16 protein-coding genes and 1 tRNA gene are annotated in these 17,460 nt (G+C 41.0%); 7 read left to right on the top strand and 10 right to left on the bottom strand.

Going from position 1 to position 17,460, the window contains the following annotated elements:
* Nucleotides 1–93: 93 nt before the first annotated feature.
* The 3 genes from J690_RS10500 to J690_RS10490 all read right to left on the bottom strand — a co-directional run bounded on the left by J690_RS10500 (nt 94) and on the right by J690_RS10490 (nt 1,733).
* Nucleotides 94–170: transfer RNA gene (locus tag J690_RS10500), tRNA-Arg, on the bottom strand.
* 102 nt (nt 171–272) lie between these two features.
* Complete coding sequence (locus J690_RS10495; protein ID WP_081313442.1) at nt 273–902, bottom strand: hypothetical protein; 630 nt, start codon at nt 900–902, stop codon at nt 273–275.
* Nucleotides 903–1,046: 144 nt separating this feature from the next.
* Nucleotides 1,047–1,733 (bottom strand): putative quorum-sensing-regulated virulence factor, encoded by a 687-nt coding sequence (locus J690_RS10490; RefSeq protein WP_032035691.1) that lies wholly within the window; start codon nt 1,731–1,733, stop codon nt 1,047–1,049.
* A gap of 247 nt (nt 1,734–1,980) precedes the next feature.
* Here J690_RS10490 and J690_RS10485 point away from each other — a divergent pair, with 247 nt between their 5' ends.
* Nucleotides 1,981–3,210 (top strand): alpha/beta hydrolase, encoded by a 1,230-nt coding sequence (locus J690_RS10485; protein ID WP_032035689.1) that lies wholly within the window; start codon nt 1,981–1,983, stop codon nt 3,208–3,210.
* Between the two features lie 23 nt (nt 3,211–3,233).
* Here J690_RS10485 and J690_RS23790 read toward each other — a convergent pair whose 3' ends face one another.
* The gene (locus J690_RS23790; RefSeq protein ID WP_002118133.1) at nt 3,234–3,395 is read right to left on the bottom strand and encodes a hypothetical protein; all 162 of its coding nucleotides are present in this window, start codon (nt 3,393–3,395) and stop codon (nt 3,234–3,236) included.
* A gap of 60 nt (nt 3,396–3,455) precedes the next feature.
* On the opposite strand from J690_RS23790, the gene glyA reads away from it, so the two are divergent.
* Nucleotides 3,456–4,709, top strand: coding sequence for a serine hydroxymethyltransferase (glyA, locus tag J690_RS10480; RefSeq protein WP_031968618.1), 1,254 nt, complete (start codon nt 3,456–3,458; stop codon nt 4,707–4,709).
* Nucleotides 4,710–4,769: 60 nt separating this feature from the next.
* On the opposite strand, the gene J690_RS10475 is transcribed toward glyA, so the two are convergent.
* Genes J690_RS10475 through adeF form a run of 3 tightly spaced genes read right to left on the bottom strand, consistent with a single transcriptional unit; the run spans nt 4,770 to nt 10,664 of the window.
* The gene (locus tag J690_RS10475; RefSeq protein WP_032035687.1) at nt 4,770–6,245 is read right to left on the bottom strand and encodes an efflux transporter outer membrane subunit; all 1,476 of its coding nucleotides are present in this window, start codon (nt 6,243–6,245) and stop codon (nt 4,770–4,772) included.
* Between the two features lie 12 nt (nt 6,246–6,257).
* A complete protein-coding gene (gene adeG / locus J690_RS10470) occupies nt 6,258–9,437 on the bottom strand; it encodes a multidrug efflux RND transporter permease subunit AdeG (RefSeq protein ID WP_032035685.1) in 3,180 nt (1,059 codons plus the stop codon).
* 6 nt (nt 9,438–9,443) lie between these two features.
* Nucleotides 9,444–10,664, bottom strand: a complete 1,221-nt coding sequence (gene adeF, locus J690_RS10465; RefSeq protein ID WP_032035683.1) for a multidrug efflux RND transporter periplasmic adaptor subunit AdeF — start codon at nt 10,662–10,664, stop codon at nt 9,444–9,446.
* 200 nt (nt 10,665–10,864) lie between these two features.
* On the opposite strand from adeF, the gene J690_RS10460 reads away from it, so the two are divergent.
* From J690_RS10460 to J690_RS10440, 5 genes are all read left to right on the top strand, one after another.
* Nucleotides 10,865–11,893 (top strand): LysR family transcriptional regulator, encoded by a 1,029-nt coding sequence (locus J690_RS10460; protein ID WP_032035680.1) that lies wholly within the window; start codon nt 10,865–10,867, stop codon nt 11,891–11,893.
* Between the two features lie 175 nt (nt 11,894–12,068).
* Nucleotides 12,069–12,854, top strand: coding sequence for an ABC transporter substrate-binding protein (locus J690_RS10455; RefSeq protein ID WP_032035677.1), 786 nt, complete (start codon nt 12,069–12,071; stop codon nt 12,852–12,854).
* Between the two features lie 91 nt (nt 12,855–12,945).
* Complete coding sequence (locus J690_RS10450) at nt 12,946–13,635, top strand: ABC transporter permease (RefSeq protein ID WP_005073444.1); 690 nt, start codon at nt 12,946–12,948, stop codon at nt 13,633–13,635.
* A complete protein-coding gene (locus J690_RS10445; RefSeq protein ID WP_032035675.1) occupies nt 13,632–14,345 on the top strand; it encodes an ABC transporter permease in 714 nt (237 codons plus the stop codon). The genes J690_RS10450 and J690_RS10445 overlap by 4 nt, the downstream gene beginning before the upstream one ends.
* A 9-nt stretch (nt 14,346–14,354) precedes the next feature.
* Nucleotides 14,355–15,131 (top strand): ABC transporter ATP-binding protein, encoded by a 777-nt coding sequence (locus tag J690_RS10440; protein ID WP_032035673.1) that lies wholly within the window; start codon nt 14,355–14,357, stop codon nt 15,129–15,131.
* A gap of 74 nt (nt 15,132–15,205) precedes the next feature.
* On the opposite strand, the gene abeS is transcribed toward J690_RS10440, so the two are convergent.
* The 3 genes from abeS to trhP form a co-directional block, all read right to left on the bottom strand.
* Entirely contained in the window at nt 15,206–15,535 is a 330-nt protein-coding gene (gene abeS, locus J690_RS10435; protein WP_004700493.1) for a multidrug efflux SMR transporter AbeS, read from the bottom strand.
* A 237-nt stretch (nt 15,536–15,772) separates the two neighbouring features.
* Nucleotides 15,773–16,036 carry a YfhL family 4Fe-4S dicluster ferredoxin gene (locus J690_RS10430; RefSeq protein ID WP_032035670.1) on the bottom strand — a complete coding sequence of 88 codons (264 nt, stop codon included), beginning with the start codon at nt 16,034–16,036 and terminating at the stop codon, nt 15,773–15,775.
* 2 nt (nt 16,037–16,038) lie between these two features.
* On the bottom strand, nt 16,039–17,409 hold the full coding sequence (gene trhP, locus J690_RS10425; protein WP_032035668.1) for a prephenate-dependent tRNA uridine(34) hydroxylase TrhP: 1,371 nt from the start codon (nt 17,407–17,409) through the stop codon (nt 16,039–16,041).
* Nucleotides 17,410–17,460: the final 51 nt, after the last annotated feature.

Genomic DNA, 17,460 nt, shown 5'->3' with positions numbered 1-17,460 from the left:
GGTATATTTTGAGCGATAATGATTAATAAACCAAGTAAAATAGTCGGAATTTTATAAAATTGAGATAAATTTATGAAGTTATTATATATAAACTGGTGCGCCCGGCGGGGATCGAACCCACGACCCCAGGCTTCGGAAACCTGTACTCTATCCAACTGAGCTACGAGCGCACATGTGTGGGCCACATCATAGGAAAAAAACACCCATAGGTAAAGCACGAAATAGGTAACAAGTGAGTTTAATGCTTAATTAAACAGCAGCTTGTTGTTTTTTTAGATGCGTTGTTGAATAAGTTGAATTGAATAATTAATAGAATGAAGCGTATGTGCTAGGTCATTAGGGGGAATACGCGACTCCTGTAAGCTGGTAATCCATTGCATTTGGCACATTTTAAGCTCTTGAAGCGTTTTTATTTGCTCTATTTTCTGAATAAGTGGTTTTGCCATAAGCCCACAATATTGACTCAAGCTTTGCTTCATCAACTGTTGTATCTCTTCAAAAGAGAGCTGTTGAACTGGAATTGATGGCTGGGTAATTTCAGTAGGTGAAAGTTGAAAAGATGATGATTGAGTAACCTGAATTTCACTAACTGTATCATCACTTTTATTATCATCTATAGTATTTTTTTGATGAGCTTCTATTGGAGTTACGGATAATTGTGGGAAAGATATTTGTTCATTTAATTCTGAATAATTTTCGCCAGAAGGAGCAATGAGTTTTAAGTCGATAAGCTGTTGAATAAGCTCTGGAGATGCAATACGTTTTTTAAATTCGCTATTTAAATTTTGAAAATCCTCGTGATCTATTAATAGTAGTAAACGTCTTTGTTTTGCATTTAAAGTAATGTTGCGTTGTTGAAGCGCGACTCTTCCTAAATTGGTTCGATAAAAACCAGCCATCATTTTTCCCCAAATAAAAAATAAATCAGACTGTTCAATTTTCTCAGTTGAACAGTACTGTTTTTAATAAAATATAAATGGGGTTAACCATAAAACTCAAAAATGACAATATGATGAAGAATTGATGAATATCATCTATTTAAGTCTTTAAAATGCGCCTTCTAACGCTTTACGTAAATAGACGTCAAGTTCATCTTGACGTAATAACCATTGAATATAGTCTTTAGGAAGTTCAGCAATTGCTGTGCCTTTATGCTTACCAAAATTAATAGTCGTAGGGATACGTGCTTCTTCAGAAACTCGGTAAAGCTCTTCAATGTCTTGAATATTTAAATGATAGACAATATGCATCAAAATATTAGCAGTCAAAATAATATCCGCATCGGCTCGGTGCGCGCCTTTGAGCAATTCTCGCGCTTTACCGCTGCCTTGAGAAATCATATAGATGAGTGCAGAAATATTATGCGCTTCTGCTTCAGGCCAAGTTTTACGCGCTAAAGCTAGAGTACAAATCGGTTTGATATGAGAGACATCCACGCCACAACGAGCAATCGCGGCAATGTCGTAATCAATATTGTGACCAATAATATAAGTTGTAGTCTCTGGCAATTTAAAAGTTTTATAGTGGGGCTGGTTTTCTAAATCTGACTCTAATATATGGTGTACTGCCATAGCCGCGTAAGAGATAGGTGTACCAACCTGATAAAGTTGATCAAATAATTTGCTTTTATCTAAGGTGAGCTTGCCTGCATTAATCTCAATCGGGGCATACGCAATTTCAATTGGCAAACCATTTAGTGTATGTGTTTCTGTATCTAAAATAATGGTTTGCATAACTGCCCTTTAATCAATCACGAGTAATCAAGAATGTTAACAGTTGGCTACCCACTTTAAAACATGAAGTGAGGCCTGAGAGTAGCGAGAACGTTAATTTATATTAAAAATAGAGTTTTCTGAGATTAATTTCATCCAATAGAACTTGCGGAAAATAAAGATTAGGCGTAAATATTTTAAGACATTAGGAAATGTTGATTAAAAAACTAAAGCAAAACAAAAATGGAATTTAAGGGAAGATATACCAATGAAAATGAACCTATTAATGACGAGCGTTCTTAGCACGAGTTTATTTTTAGTCGCTTGTGGAGGAGGGAGTAGTGATGATGGCCCAGCTCCTACTAATCCATCAGGGACACCAACCAATAATATTCAAAATCCAGTGGTTAAGGTCGAGGCTTACACAAGCACCAACTTAGGAACAGTTGCCGCAGAAAGTAGTATTTTGACTTATAAAATGTTAGGTCAAAGTGGCCAAGAGGTACAGGCAACCAGTTTGGTATTTACACCCAACACTCCACCGCCAGTAGGCGGTTGGCCAATTGTGGTTTGGGCCCATGGCACTACGGGTGTGGCAGATGCTTGCGCACCAAGTAAAGCAGCTTTAGCAGAAAGTACAAAAGATTTAATTAGTAAATTACTAACCGCAGGTTATGTTGTGGTCGCACCTGACTATGAAGGTTTAGGTACACCAGGTATACATCCATTTTTAAATGTTAAAAGTGAGGCTTTCTCAATTACAGATGCAGTGGTTGCAGCACGTAACTATTTATCACAACGTAATTTATTAACCTCAAAAAAATGGTTAACAGTAGGACATTCTCAGGGTGGGCATGCTGCATTAGGTGCTGCACAATATGCGAGCCGTGCACAACTAGACTATAAAGGTACAGTAGCGGTAGCACCTGCTTCTAATCTAGGGGGGATTTTAGTAGATGGAGAGGCGCAAGTTGCGAATGCACCGATAGATATTAAAATTGCAACCTATGCACAGCTTGATACATATACAGCTTTGGTTACAGCTGGCATTCGCAACACACAACCTGCCTTTAATTATTCACAAGTCTTTACTTCACAAATTTCAAGTATTGCCGCACAAGCAGAAAACCTTTGTTCAGGACCATTGTATGGAGCCTTTTATGAGGGTATGAGTAATTATGCTAAAGACCATAATGGCACACTAGATGGCTTTACACGTACACAACCTAATTTTATGGCTGTGCCGCTAGTTAAAACGTTTTTGGAAAAAGATTCGCAGCCGTTACAAGTAAAAGTCACGACACCGATCATCATTTATCAAGGGGTAGCAGATTCGACAGTACCTAAATTAGCAACTGATCTATTGATATTTAATGCCACTGTCGTAGGCACTAAAATTAATAGCTATGTGACGGGTAACTGGGATCATGGCACGGTGATGAGCAGTAATGTAGATAATATTGTTGGAAATGTTCAGTCTTTACTGGCAGCTCAATAGAGTTATTGATATTTAAAGACTTTTTAATATTGTTGTAAGCTAAAGTTAACGATGGATAAATTTAAAATATAAGCTTTAAACGAGCTTTTTATTTGATTTATAAACAATGGCTCATTTTTTATAAAACTTGAGCCATTTTTATTTAAAACTGAGCTAACTTCATTCTGTTTAATTATAAAGTTCATGCTACAATATGCCGCAATCTTAGCACGGCTTAAAAGCCCTAATTTATAGGACCCCCGCTAATGTTTGCCAATATTTCCATTTCTGAATTTGATCCAGAATTAGCTCAAGCAATTGCTTCTGAAGGTGAGCGTCAAGAAGCACATATCGAGTTAATTGCATCTGAAAACTATTGCTCTCCTGCTGTGATGGAAGCGCAAGGATCAAAACTTACGAACAAATATGCAGAAGGTTATCCAGGCAAACGCTATTATGGCGGTTGCGAGGATGTGGATATCATCGAGCAAATGGCGATTGATCGTGCTAAAGAACTTTTTGGTGCAGATTACGCAAACGTTCAACCACACGCTGGTTCACAAGCTAACTCTGCTGTTTATTTAGCGCTTTTGAACCCGGGCGATACAGTTTTAGGTATGAGCTTGGCTCACGGTGGTCACTTGACTCACGGTGCAAAAGTAAGCTTCTCTGGTAAAACTTATAATGCAGTTCAATACGGTCTAAACGCTGAAACTGGCGAGATCGATTACGAAGAAGTTGAACGTTTAGCGTTAGAGCACAAACCACGTATGATCGTTGCTGGTTTCTCTGCTTATAGCCGTGTTGTAGATTGGCAACGTTTCCGTGACATCGCGGACAAAGTTGGCGCTTACCTTTTTGTTGATATGGCTCACGTTGCAGGTCTTGTTGCTGCTGGCGTATATCCAAACCCAGTTCAAATTGCTGACGTAACAACAACGACGACTCACAAAACGCTTCGTGGTCCACGTTCTGGTTTAATCCTTGCGAAAGCGAATGAAGAAATTGAGAAAAAACTTCAATCTGCTGTATTCCCTGGTAACCAAGGTGGTCCATTAATGCATGCGATTGCTGCTAAAGCAATCTGCTTCAAAGAAGCTATGTCTGATGACTTCAAAGCTTACCAACAACAAGTTGTGAAAAATGCTCAAGCTATGGCTGAAGTATTCATCGCTCGTGGTTATGATGTTGTTTCTGGCGGTACAGACAACCACTTGTTCTTGTTATCTTTAATCAAGCAAGATGTAACTGGTAAAGATGCAGATGCTTGGTTAGGTGCTGCTCACATTACTGTGAACAAAAACTCAGTTCCAAATGACCCACGTTCTCCATTCGTGACTTCTGGTATCCGTATCGGTACTCCAGCGGTAACAACTCGTGGTTTCGGTGAAGCTGAAGTTCGTGAACTTGCTGGTTGGATCGCTGACGTGATTGACAGCAAAGGTGACGAAAAAGTTATTGCTGACGTAAAAGCGAAAGTTGAAACTGTTTGTGCAAAATTCCCTGTATACGCACAATAAGTTGTAAATATAAAAAAAGCGCCGTATGGCGCTTTTTTTATCAAGTTAATTAGATAAGAATTAACTTTTAGATTTTACCGATGACTCGGCATTATGCCAGCCACCACCTAATGCACGGATTAAATTTACACTAGCCATCATTCTAGTGCCGTTAAGCTGTGCAGAAAGTTGTTCTTGTTGCAAAATAGTCCGATCTGAGTCAATCACATCAAGATAACTGATAGCACCTTCTCGATAACGTAAATGAGACAGTTGATTTGCATGACGAGAAGAGGAGAGTGCTTGATTTTGAGCTTGAATTTGCTGATCAAGTATTCTTTGATCTGATAAACCATTTTCAACTTCGCGAAATGCATTCAACACAGTTTGGCGATAGTTTGCCACGCTTTCTTCATAGGCAGCTCGTGCTTGAGCAACTCCAGCCTTACGTTGTCCACCGTCAAATAATGGCAAAGATAAAATAGTACCTGCCACTGGACCAAGTAAGAATGTACGGCTCGACCATTTACCCAACTCACCTAAACTTGATGATTCATAACCGAGTGCACCTGTTAGGTCCAGTTTTGGGAAGAAAGCAGCACGTGCAATTCCAATACGCGCATTATCTGCTGCCATAGCACGCTCGGCAGCCGCAATGTCAGGTCGTCTTTCCAGTAAAGCCGAAGGTAAACCTGCTGGAAGACGAATGCTGTTTGCAGTTAAAGGTTGAACTGCCAAGCTAAACTCAGCAGGTGTTTTGCCTAACAATACTGCAAGTGCATGTTCTGCATTGGCTCGGTTACGAGCAATGTTCAGTGCATTGGTCTGGGCGGTAGCCAGTTCAGTCTGTGCGCGAGAAACATCTAATTCACTGATTAAACCATTTCTAAAACGTGTTTGAACTAAGTCTCTTGTCTCACCAAGCAGTTTAATAGTGCGATTATAAATTGCTTGTTCAGCATCAAGCTGACGAATGAGAAAGTAGCCTTGGGCAACATCTGCTTGTAAGGCTAAAAGTGCCGACTGGTATAAAGCTTCTTGTTGCTGTACATCAGCTGTTGCTGCATTGACACTACTGGCAATACGGCCAAATAAATCGAGCTCATATGAAACATTGGCTTGAGCACGCCATAAGGTTTGTGCAGACGTATGAGCATTGTCATCTAGACCCAATGAAGCTGGAGATGGTTTTTGACGAGTCGGTCCAAAGCCAGCACCAATACTTGGCAAGCGTTCAGCTTGTGCTGCTGAACGTAACGCACGTGAAGCTTGAATATTAGCCGCTGCCGCTTTAAGGCTCTGGTTTCCAGAAATGGCTTGTTGTTCGAGCTCATTTAATTGAGCATCATTAAAAACACGCCACCATTCACCTCGAACCTGCTGATCGGCAGGTTGAGCAATTTTCCAGTTATTGTCTTCAAGTTTAGGGTCAGACTCTTTAAATTTGACGGGAACTATGACCTTTGCAGGTTGATATTCCGGTGCCAAAGAGCAGCCTGCAAGCAGCAGGCTTCCCATGAGTGAGGACAATAATAAGCTTTGTTTTGATGTAGCCATTAAATGTCCTCCTTAATGATCATGTGGGGTAGATAAAGGTGCTTCATGAACTGCTGCCGAATGCAATTTATGTTTGCTGTTCAGTGTACGAATTAGGACATAAAAGGCAGGGGTCAGGAACAAACCAAACAGCGTTACACCGATCATGCCGAAGAACACTGCAATACCCATCGCATGACGCATTTCAGAACCTGCACCTGTTGAGGTAACCAGTGGTACGACACCCATAATGAATGCAATAGAAGTCATTAAAATTGGGCGTAAACGTAGACGACTTGCTTCAACAGCTGCTTTAAAGGCAGTTGCACCTTGCATTTCAAGTTCTCGTGCAAACTCAACAATTAAGATGGCATTTTTACAAGCCAGCCCGACTAGTACCATCAGACCAATTTGGGTAAAGATGTTGTTATCTCCACCTGTCAGCCAAACACCTGTCAGAGCCGCCAAGATTCCCATCGGTACAATTAAAATTACAGCTAAAGGCAAAGTCAGACTTTCATATTGAGCAGCTAAAACCAAGAACACCAGTAATACGCTAATTGGGAATACCCAGAGTCCTGCATTACCAGCCAAGATTTTTTGGTAAGTTAAATCTGTCCATTCAAACTTGATACCACGAGGTAGAGTTTGTGCAGCAATACGTTCAACCGCAGCTTCAGCTTGGCTAGATGAATAACCTGGGGCAGGGCCACCGTTAATATCTGCTGAGGTATAGCCGTTATAACGAACGACCATTTCAGGACCATAGGTTTGAGTTACATTTACCAATGAAGATAACGGCACCATTTGTCCGGCACTGTTTCGGGTTTTAAGCTGCAAAATATCTTCAGGATTTGCGCGGAAAGGAGCATCGGCTTGCGCACGAACCTGATAAACACGTCCAAAGCGGTTAAAGTCGTTAACGTATTGAGAACCTAAATAAATTTGCATGGTGTTGAAAACATCTGTTACAGCAACACCTTGTTGCTTGGCTTTCACACGGTCCAGATCTACATTTAGTTGAGGTACATTAATTTGATAACTTGAGAACATTGGACCCAGTTCAGGGGCTGATTGTGCTGCTTTCATAAAGTTTTGGGCAGCATCATTTAAGGCTGAATAGCCTAATGCACCTCGGTCTTCGAGTTGGAGTTTAAAGCCGCCCATGGTGCCTAAGCCCATCACGGGTGGTGGTGGGAAAACCGCAATATAGGCATCTTGAATAGCTGAATATTTCTGGTTGAGAGCACCAGCAATTGCATTGGCAGATAAGTCTTTAGCCTTACGTTCATCGAATGGCTTTAAGGTCACAAAGACAATACCGGCGCTTGAGCTATTGGTAAATCCGTTAATTGATAGACCAGGAAAGGCAACAGCACTTTCTACACCAGGCTGTTTAAGTGCAGTGTCACTCATTTTACGAATCACCGCTTCAGTACGATCTAATGAAGCGCCGTTTGGTAATTGAGCAAAGCTAATCAAATATTGTTTGTCTTGGGCAGGTACGAAGCCACCCGGAACAATATAAGAAATCCCAACGGTTAAGCCTAAAAGTGCTGCATAGACACCCATTGCTGATGCTTTATGGGAGATAACACGACTTACGCCTTTACCATAGTTGTCTGACGCACGTGTAAATACGCGGTTAAACAGTGCAAAGAAACGTCCAAATACACGATTCATTATACGTGTTAATGCATCAGGTTTAGCATCATGTCCTTTTAGTAACATGGCAGCCAAAGCAGGAGATAGGGTAAGGGAGTTAAATGCCGAAATGACCGTTGAAATGGCGATCGTCATGGCAAATTGTTTATAAAATTGCCCCGTTAAGCCTGTCATAAAGGCAAGAGGTACGAAAACTGCAACGAGCGTTAAGGCAATCGCAATAATTGGTCCACTTACTTCTCGCATGGCGCGATAAGTTGCATCTCTTGGGCTTAAGCCTGCTTCAATATTCCTCTCGACGTTTTCGACGACCACAATGGCGTCATCGACCACAATCCCGATGGCAAGTACCATCCCGAACAGAGAAAGCGCGTTGATCGAGTAACCAAAAGCAAGCATGAGCGCGAATGTACCAATAATTGAAACCGGTACAGCAAGCAATGGAATGATTGAAGCACGCCATGTTTGCAAGAATAAAATAACAACCACAACAACCAGCGCAATTGCTTCAAGTAGGGTATGAACGACCGCTTTAATACTTGCACGTACGAATTGAGTCGGGTCGTACACAATGTCGTATTTAATTGAAGATGGGAAATCTTTTGAAAGCTCCTTCATCGTGCTGCGCACTTGATCGGAAACTTGTAAAGCATTAGCACCTGGTGCTTGGAAAATTGGAATTGCGACTGCTTGTTTGTTGTCGAGTAATGAACGCAAGCCATATTGAGAGGCTGCAAGTTCAACACGAGCAACATCACCCAATCGGGTGACCGCACCATCTGGTGCAGTTTTTAAAATGATATCTGCGAATTCTTGTTCAGTCGTTAAGCGGCCTTGAGCATTGACTGAAAGCTGTAAAGGTGAATTACTTGGTGATGCACCGATTGTACCCGCTGCAACCTGAATATTTTGTTCACGGATTGCATTCACAATTTCGGTCGCGGTGAGGTTACGCTGTGCTACTTTTTGCGGGTCGAGCCATACGCGCATCGCGTAGTCACCAGAACCAAATAATCCGACTTCACCAACTCCTTGTAAACGCGCTAAACGGTCTTTCACGTTGAGTACCGCATAGTTACGTAAGTAGGTCATGTCATAGCGACTATCTGGTGAGGTCAGATGCACTACCATGGTTAAAGTCGGTGAGCTTTTTAAGGTAGTAACACCTAAACGCTGTACGTCTTCAGGTAAACGAGGCATGGCCTGAGACACACGGTTTTGAACCAGTTGTTGCGCTTTGTCTGGGTCAATACCTAGTTTAAAGTTCACTGTAATGGTTAAATTACCGTCGCTGTTTGCTTGAGATTGCATGTACAGCATGTCTTCAACGCCGTTGATCGACTCTTCAAGCGGAGAGGCAACGGTTTCAGCAATCACTTTTGGGTTTGCACCCGGATATTGAGCACGTACCACCACAGATGGCGGAACAACTTCTGGGTATTCAGAAATCGGTAACTGGAATACCGAAAGCAGACCGGCGAGTAAAATCAGTACTGATAACACACCAGCAAAGATCGGCCGATCAATAAAAAATTTAGAAATATTCATATTTGATTAACCTTTTGCCGGAGTTGATGTTTTATCTGTTGGCTGAGGTTGAGAGGTAGTACTGCTAGCAGTGATTTGTGCATTTGGCATAGGAACGAGGTGTGGGGTCACAGGGTCACCCGGACGAATCCGTTGTAAACCGTTCACTACAATACGATCACCCGCTTGTAATCCGCTATTCACGATTTGCAAACCATCTTGTTGCGCACCGAGTTTTACTTCACGGTAGGCTGTCTGATTTTTAGCATCAACTACTACGACAAAGCGTTTATCTTGATCGACCCCAACTGCGGTTGGGCTAATCAGAATTGCTGAACGAGGTTGACCACCGCCTAAACGGATTCGTGCATATAGGCCCGGTAATAAAACTCCGTTTGGATTATCAAAAGTCGCACGAACACGAATCGTGCCTGAGGTTGCATCTAGGTTATTGTCAATTGAGTTGATGGTACCTTCACGAGAGAAACCAGTTTCGTTGGCAAGTCCCATATAAACAGGAACTTGTGCAGAATTACGCTGGTTACTGATGTATTTCAGGTAGGTTTTTTCATCAACATCGAAAGATGCATAAAGGCGAGATACAGATACTAAACTTGTTAAAACCTGTGCTCCGTTACCTGCAGAAACTACATTGCCGACGGTCACCTCGGCACGGGAAATTCGACCGCTGACAGGCGCAGTAATACGGGTGTACTCTAGATTTAAGCGGGCAGATTGAACTGCTGCTCTAGCAGCTTGTAGGTTGGCACTGGCTGAGCGTGCATCATTTTGAGCTAAATCTAGCTCTTGACGTGAGACAGCATTACTTTGAATTAAACGTTGAATACGAGAAAGATTAGAACCCGTATAAGTGACTTGTGCTTCAGCTGAAGCGAGTTGAGCTTGGGCACGATTCAGTTCTGCCTCGAAAGGCCGTGGATCAATGGTAAAAAGTAAGTCGCCTTTTTTTATGAGACTGCCATCTTTGAAGTGAACGGCAATGAGTTTGCCGGAAACTTGGGGTCGAATATCGACTTGATCAATGGCTTCTAAACGACCGGAGTATTCTTGCCAGTCAGTAATGGTTTTGCTGATGACATTAGAAATATCAACAGTTGCAGCTTGTTGGGCAGAGGTCGGTGCAGCTTTTGCATCGGCATTTTCATGTAAAAACATAAAACTGCCTCCTGTTGCTAAAAGGGCAACAAAGATGGCAGACAGTGCGAACTGTTTGCGGGAAAATGACATGAGGTGCTCCTAGTTATTTGGATACCTGTTTTCAGACTTTTAGTTTTGGTCCGTATGGGAGAAACAGGGTTTATGGGATGGACGGAGCATAAAAGTTTGTCAATCACGAATAAATATATTAAATTCGATAACACTATTCGTATTTTTATAACAATTGGTGCATTTGATTAAAAAATGCATTGATTGATAGGAGTGTGCGTGTGGATCTATTTCATGCCATGAAAGTATTTAACAAAGTTGTCGAAACAAATAGTTTCAGTTTAGCGGCTGACAGTTTAGGCCTACCGCGTGCTTCAGTGACTACAACCATTCAGGCTTTAGAGAAACATTTACAAGTTCGATTGCTTAATCGAACAACCCGTAAACTTAGTTTGACACCGGATGGCGCGGTTTATTATGAGCGTACTTCACGAATTTTAGCTGATGTGGAAGATGTAGAATCAACTTTTCATGATTCGGAACGTGGGCCACGAGGGCGACTGCGTATTGATGTTAAAGCTTCAATTGGGCGGCTGATTCTGATTCCGATGCTTTGTGATTTTCATTCCAAGTATCCTGATATTGATTTGGTGATTGGAATGAGTGATCGTCCGGTCGATTTGGTTCAAGATGCGGTGGACTGTGTCATTCGTATTGGTCAACTGAAAGATTCGAGTTTAGTTGCCCGCCGTATCGGAACAATTCAATGTGTGACGGTTGCTGCACCACGTTATTTGATGGAGCATGGGGAACCCAAAACCATTGAAGACTTACAAAAACATCAGGTCGTGCATTACTTTAACAGCCGTACAGGACGCAATATCGACTGGGATTTTATGGTCGATGGTGAGATTCATAGCGTTGGTGTGAAAGGGCGTGTTTCTGTCAACGATGGTGATTCATATATTGATTTGGCAGTGCAAGGTTTTGGCTTAATTCAATGCCCATATTACATGGTGGCAAAACATTTAGAATCTGGAGCGCTTAGGGAAGTATTGACTGAATGGTTACCTGCACCTATGCCAATATCAGTCGTTTATCTACAAAATCGTCATTTATCGCCTAAAGTTCGAGTCTTCGTAGATTGGGTGGCTGAATTATTTGCAGGTTGTCCATTGTTGAGTGGTTGTTCAATGTCATTGGATCAAAAATGTGAATTTGCCAGTGCCAAAGAACATAACCATGAATATACCATTCGGACATTGGTCGAAAATGAAAATATGGCGGAAGCTTATACACTCAAAAACTAACTTAAAATTTGAGTGATTTTTCAACATTTAAACAGTTAATACAATCCATTGTTCAGACACCTTCATAAATCCTTAATTTACTGGTATAGAAATTGCAATTCTTTCGGCAGAAGAGTAATTTAGAAATTGCTCAAGTTTTTATCACCTTATTAGGATTTTAAGGAGAAGCTTCAAGATGGCAAGCTTTATGAAAAAAATGTTCGTTTCAACAACCTTGGTTTTGGCTGCTGTTGCAACGAATGTTCAAGCAAAGGATTGGAAGGTGATTCGTTTTGGTACTGAGTCGTCTTATGCGCCGTTTGAATATAAAACACCAGATGGCAAGTTAACTGGTTTTGATGTGGATTTAGGTAATGCAATTTGTGCAAAACTCAAAGCCAAATGTGTTTGGGTTGAAAACTCTTTTGATGGGATGATTCCAGCCCTTAAAGCGAAAAAATTTGATGGCATTCTTTCATCAATGACCGTTACTGATGAGCGTGCAAAACAAATTGCATTTAGTAGCAAAATCTACAATACACCAACCCGTATGGTTGCAAAAAAAGGCTCACCGTTATTGCCTACCGCTGCCTCTTTGAAAGGTAAACGTGTCGGTGTACAGCAGGGCACAATTCAAGAAACTTATGCTAAAACCTATTGGGCACCAAAAGGTGTAACGGTTGTACCTTATCCAGTCCAAGATTTGATTTATCAAGACATGATGTCAGGTCGTCTGGATGCAACTTTACAAGATGCAATTATGGTTGATGGCGCTTTCTTAAAACAACCAAAAGGCAAAAACTTCAGTTTTGCTGGTGGTAATGTGGTTGATGCAAAAACACTAGGTGTAGGTGCAGCGATCGGTTTACGCAAAGAAGATGAGGATTTAAAAGCCAATATTAATAAAGCACTCGCTGCAATCATTGCAGATGGTACATACAAAAAACTCGAGAAAAAATATTTCTCCTTTAGCATTTACTAATGATGTGAAAAATGTCGGCTTTGCGCCGACATTTTTAAATCTATTCTCATCTCATCAATATTAGATATTGTTTTTAAGGAGAAGATGAGTCATGTTTTTTTCTGGCTTTGGGCCACTCCTGCTCAGCGGGACATGGATGACCATACAGCTTGCGTTGTTGTCACTTTTACTTTCTGTGATTATTGGCTTAATTGGTGCGAGCTCAAAACTCTCTAGTATTAAAATTTTACGTTATATAGCAACCGCTTACACTACGCTCATTCGAAGTGTGCCTGACTTGGTGATTATGCTGCTGTTATTTTATAGCTTGCAGTTGGGGCTCAACCAAATTACTGAAGCACTGCAAATGGACCAAATTGATATCAACCCATTTGTGGCGGGTGTGATTACTTTAGCGTTCATTTATGGTGCATATTTTACCGAGACCTTTCGTGGTGCATTTCAATCGGTTCCTAAAGGCCAAATTGAAGCAGCAATGGCCTATGGAATGACTCCGTGGCAGGTTTTTCACCGTGTATTATTCCCTCAAATGATGCGTTTCGCTTTGCCTGGTATTGGTAATAACTGGCAAGTTTTGATTAAGGCGACCGCACTAGTTTCTATTATTGGCCTGACTGACATTGTAAAAATTACGCAAGATGCGGGTAGAAGTACCATGCAACTGTTCTTTTTCAGCATCGTAGCTGCTGCCATTTATTTAGCAATTACCACCGTGTCGAATCTGATTTTAATGTGGCTTGAACGTCGTTATTCTGCTGGTGTAAGGAAGGGACAATTATGATTGAAATCCTTCAACAATATTGGCAGGCATACCTTTGGACCGATGGTTTGCAAATGACTGGCGTAGCGATGACGACTTGGTTATTGGTGCTTTCTATTGGCATTGGTTTTGTGCTTGCTGTGCCTTTATCACTTGCACGAGTATCAGAAAATATCTGGTTGCGTGGCCCAGTTTGGTTATATACCTATGTTTTTCGTGGCACACCACTTTATATCCAACTGCTGATTATTTATTCAGGTATTTATAGCTTTGATTATGTCCATGAACACCAGACACTTGATGCTTTTTTTAGAGAGGGCATAAATTGCACCATTTTGGCATTCGCGCTCAATACTGGTGCATATACAACTGAAATCTTCGCTGGGGCGATTCGTTCTATTCCCCATGGAGAGATTGAGGCTGCACAAGCTTTCGGTATGTCAAAATGGAAACGGTACACTCGCATTATTATTCCATCGATGTTACGACGTGCTCTGCCATTTTACGGCAATGAAGTGATTTTAATGTTGCATGCGACAACCATTGCATTTACAGCAACAGTTCCTGATATTTTAAAAATTGCGCGTGATGTGAATGCGGCAACCTATGACACTTTCAATGCTTTTGGAATTGCCGCGGTGTTGTATGCAATGCTGGCTTTTATTTTGATTGGGCTATTTCGTAAGCTTGAAAAACGTTGGTTGGCATTTTTAAAGCCATCGAATCATTAGGAGACATAAATGGAACAAGTTGCAAAACTAGTGATTCGCGATTTACATAAGAAATTCGGCGATCATGAAGTGCTTAAAGGGATATCACTTGATGCAAATGCCGGTGATGTGATTAGTATTATTGGTTCATCGGGTTCAGGTAAAAGTACCTTACTCCGCTGCATTAACTTTTTGGAACAACCGAGCAATGGCACCATTAAGCTCAATGGTGAAAAACTACGCACAGTCTTTGATAAAAAAGGCAATTTAAAAGTAGTTGAACCAAAGCAACTACAAAAAATGCGTACGCAGCTCATGATGGTATTTCAGCATTTTAATTTGTGGTCACACATGACAGTGCTAGAAAATGTCATTGAAGGGCCCATTCACGTACTTGGGGTAAAACGTGCTGAAGCTGAAGAGCGTGCACGCAAATATCTAGGCAAAGTTGGATTACCTGAAACTGTTGAAAGTAAATATCCGGCATTTTTATCTGGTGGTCAGCAGCAACGTGTAGCGATTGCTCGTGCTTTGGCTATGGAACCAGAAGTTATGTTGTTCGATGAACCAACCAGCGCGCTTGATCCAGAGTTGGTGGGTGAAGTACTAAAAGTAATGCAGGGCTTGGCTGAAGAAGGACGTACTATGATTGTGGTGACACATGAAATGGGCTTCGCACGTCATGTATCTAATCAAGTGATTTTCTTGCATCAAGGGAAAATTGAGGAACAGGGCCATCCTGATGAAGTACTCAATAACCCGAAAAGTGAGCGTCTAAAACAATTTTTGACGGGCAGTTTGAAATAAGCTGTTCATACCGAGTAAGATGAAATTTTTTATAAAAAGAGTTTCATCGTACTCGGTTTATTTTTATTTATATTTTATAAATGGGTATTTTTAGAAAACACATTAATAATGATAATACCTGCAATCATTAAAGTAAGACCAATACAGGCCGCCAAGTCTAAATGCTGTTTGTAAAATATCCAGCCAATTGCAGAAATTAAAATAATACCCGCACCCGACCAAATGGCATATGCAATCCCGATCGGAATTGTTTTTAGCGTCAGGGATAATAAATAAAAAGCAATTGCATAGCCCACAACAGTAACGATGGACGGAATGGGAACAGTAAAACCTTGAGATGCTTTTAAAGCTGAAGTTGCAATGACTTCACAAGCAATCGCAATTGCTAAATAAAGATAAGACATGGGGAGCTGCGCCAGAATGATTTTTGATCAATCTACATGAAATGTTGAAATGGTTTGGCAGTTTTAACGATTGTTTAATTTTTTTGGTACAAAATGACCATTAAATCAAACTGAACTGATAAATTGATTTTATCACTAGCAAAGTGTTCTCAGCTATTTTATTCATTTATTTAATCATTGAGCTGCATAGTCATAAAAAGAGGATCAGCAACTTTAGCCTGATCCTCGATAGTCTTTTTAAGAAATAGATTCGCCGAGTAAATTTAACCCTTTAAATTTCTCTAGCAGTTGCTCTTTATTCTCAATATGCGCAGGGTCTGGTTTTATGCAATCCATAGGGCAAACTGCCTTACACGTAGGCGCATCATAAAAGCCTACACATTCGGTACAACGAAGTGGATCAATTTCATAAACTTTGTTGCCTTCAAAAATAGCTGTATTGGGGCATTCCGGTAAGCACATATCACAATTGATGCAGTCACTTGTAATCAAAAGTGCCATGTTTAACTCGCTGAATAAGCTAATGTTGAGGCAGTAATGTTTTCCTTGGCATGCGGCAAATTGCGTATGAGTAGGGCATAACTAACATCAACATCTTGTGAAAGTGGAATCTCAACAAAATGCCCCGAACCTTTAGCATCGGTAATTGGGTTACCTTTTAAATCGCGCATTTCGGTTAAAGTAAAGGTGATATTACCTTGAGGCGTCATCAGCTCAAGTGAGTCGCCCACCACAAAACGGTTTTTAACTTCAATGCGAATATAATCGCCGTGACGTTCTAAAACCTCTCCGCAAAATTGTTGGTAGTCAAAATGTGATGAACCATCAGCATAGTTTTGATATTCGCTATGCACATGCCGTCTTAAAAAACCTTCGGTGTAACCACGGTTCGCCAATCCTTCAAGTTGGGTCATTAAGCTTGAGTCAAATGGTTTACCTGCTAATGCATCATCAATGGCCTTTCGATAAATTTGTGCGGTACGGGCACAATAAAAATAGGATTTAGTACGGCCTTCAATTTTCAGAGAGGCGATGCCCATTTTGGTTAAACGATCTACATGCTGTACCGCACGTAAATCTTTGGAGTTCATAAAATAGGTGCCGTGTTCATCTTCTTCGGCAGCAAACATTTCTTCATCATTGCGTTGTACCAGCAGCGTTTGAGCCGAGGTTGTTTCTAATTGTGCTGATGAGCAGCAAGGCTTTTCTGACTCATTGAGCTGAGTAACTGGAATCACATCACCGTTTGCATCTTCTTGGGCTTCATACAACTTATAGTCCCAACGACAAGCATTGGTACAAGCACCTTGGTTGGCATCACGTTTATTCATATATCCAGAAAGTAAGCAGCGGCCTGAGTAAGCCATGCATAGAGCACCATGTACAAAAACTTCAAGTTCAATATCGGGTACGTGTTGCTGGATTTCTTCTATTTCTTCTAAAGATAACTCACGCGATAAAATCACACGGCTTAGACCGTAGTCTTTCCAAAACTTAACAGTGGCCCAATTAATAGCGTTGGCTTGAACCGATAGATGAATTTGCATTTCTGGAAAATGCTCACGCACCATCATGATTAAGCCCGGATCAGACATAATGAGTGCATCTGGTTGCATCGCTACAATTGGTTCAAGATCACGAATAAAGTTTTTTAATTTGCTGTTATGCGGTTGAATGTTCACCACAACATAAAACTTTTTGCCCAAAGCGTGGGCTTCATCAATTCCGATTTTTAGGTTGTCATGATCAAAAGCATTATTACGCACACGTAAGCTATAACGTGGTTGTCCTGCATATACGGCATCTGCACCATAGGCAAAAGCATAGCGCATGTTTTTAAGTGAACCTGCGGGAGAGAGAAGCTCAGTTTTCATAAAATAAAAGGCATAAAAAATATATGGTTTTATTTTATTAACTCTATATTT

Source organism: Acinetobacter sp. 742879 (assembly GCF_000588535.1).
Lineage (GTDB): Bacteria > Pseudomonadota > Gammaproteobacteria > Pseudomonadales > Moraxellaceae > Acinetobacter > Acinetobacter pittii.
This window is presented reverse-complemented; position numbering and strand designations above follow the sequence as displayed.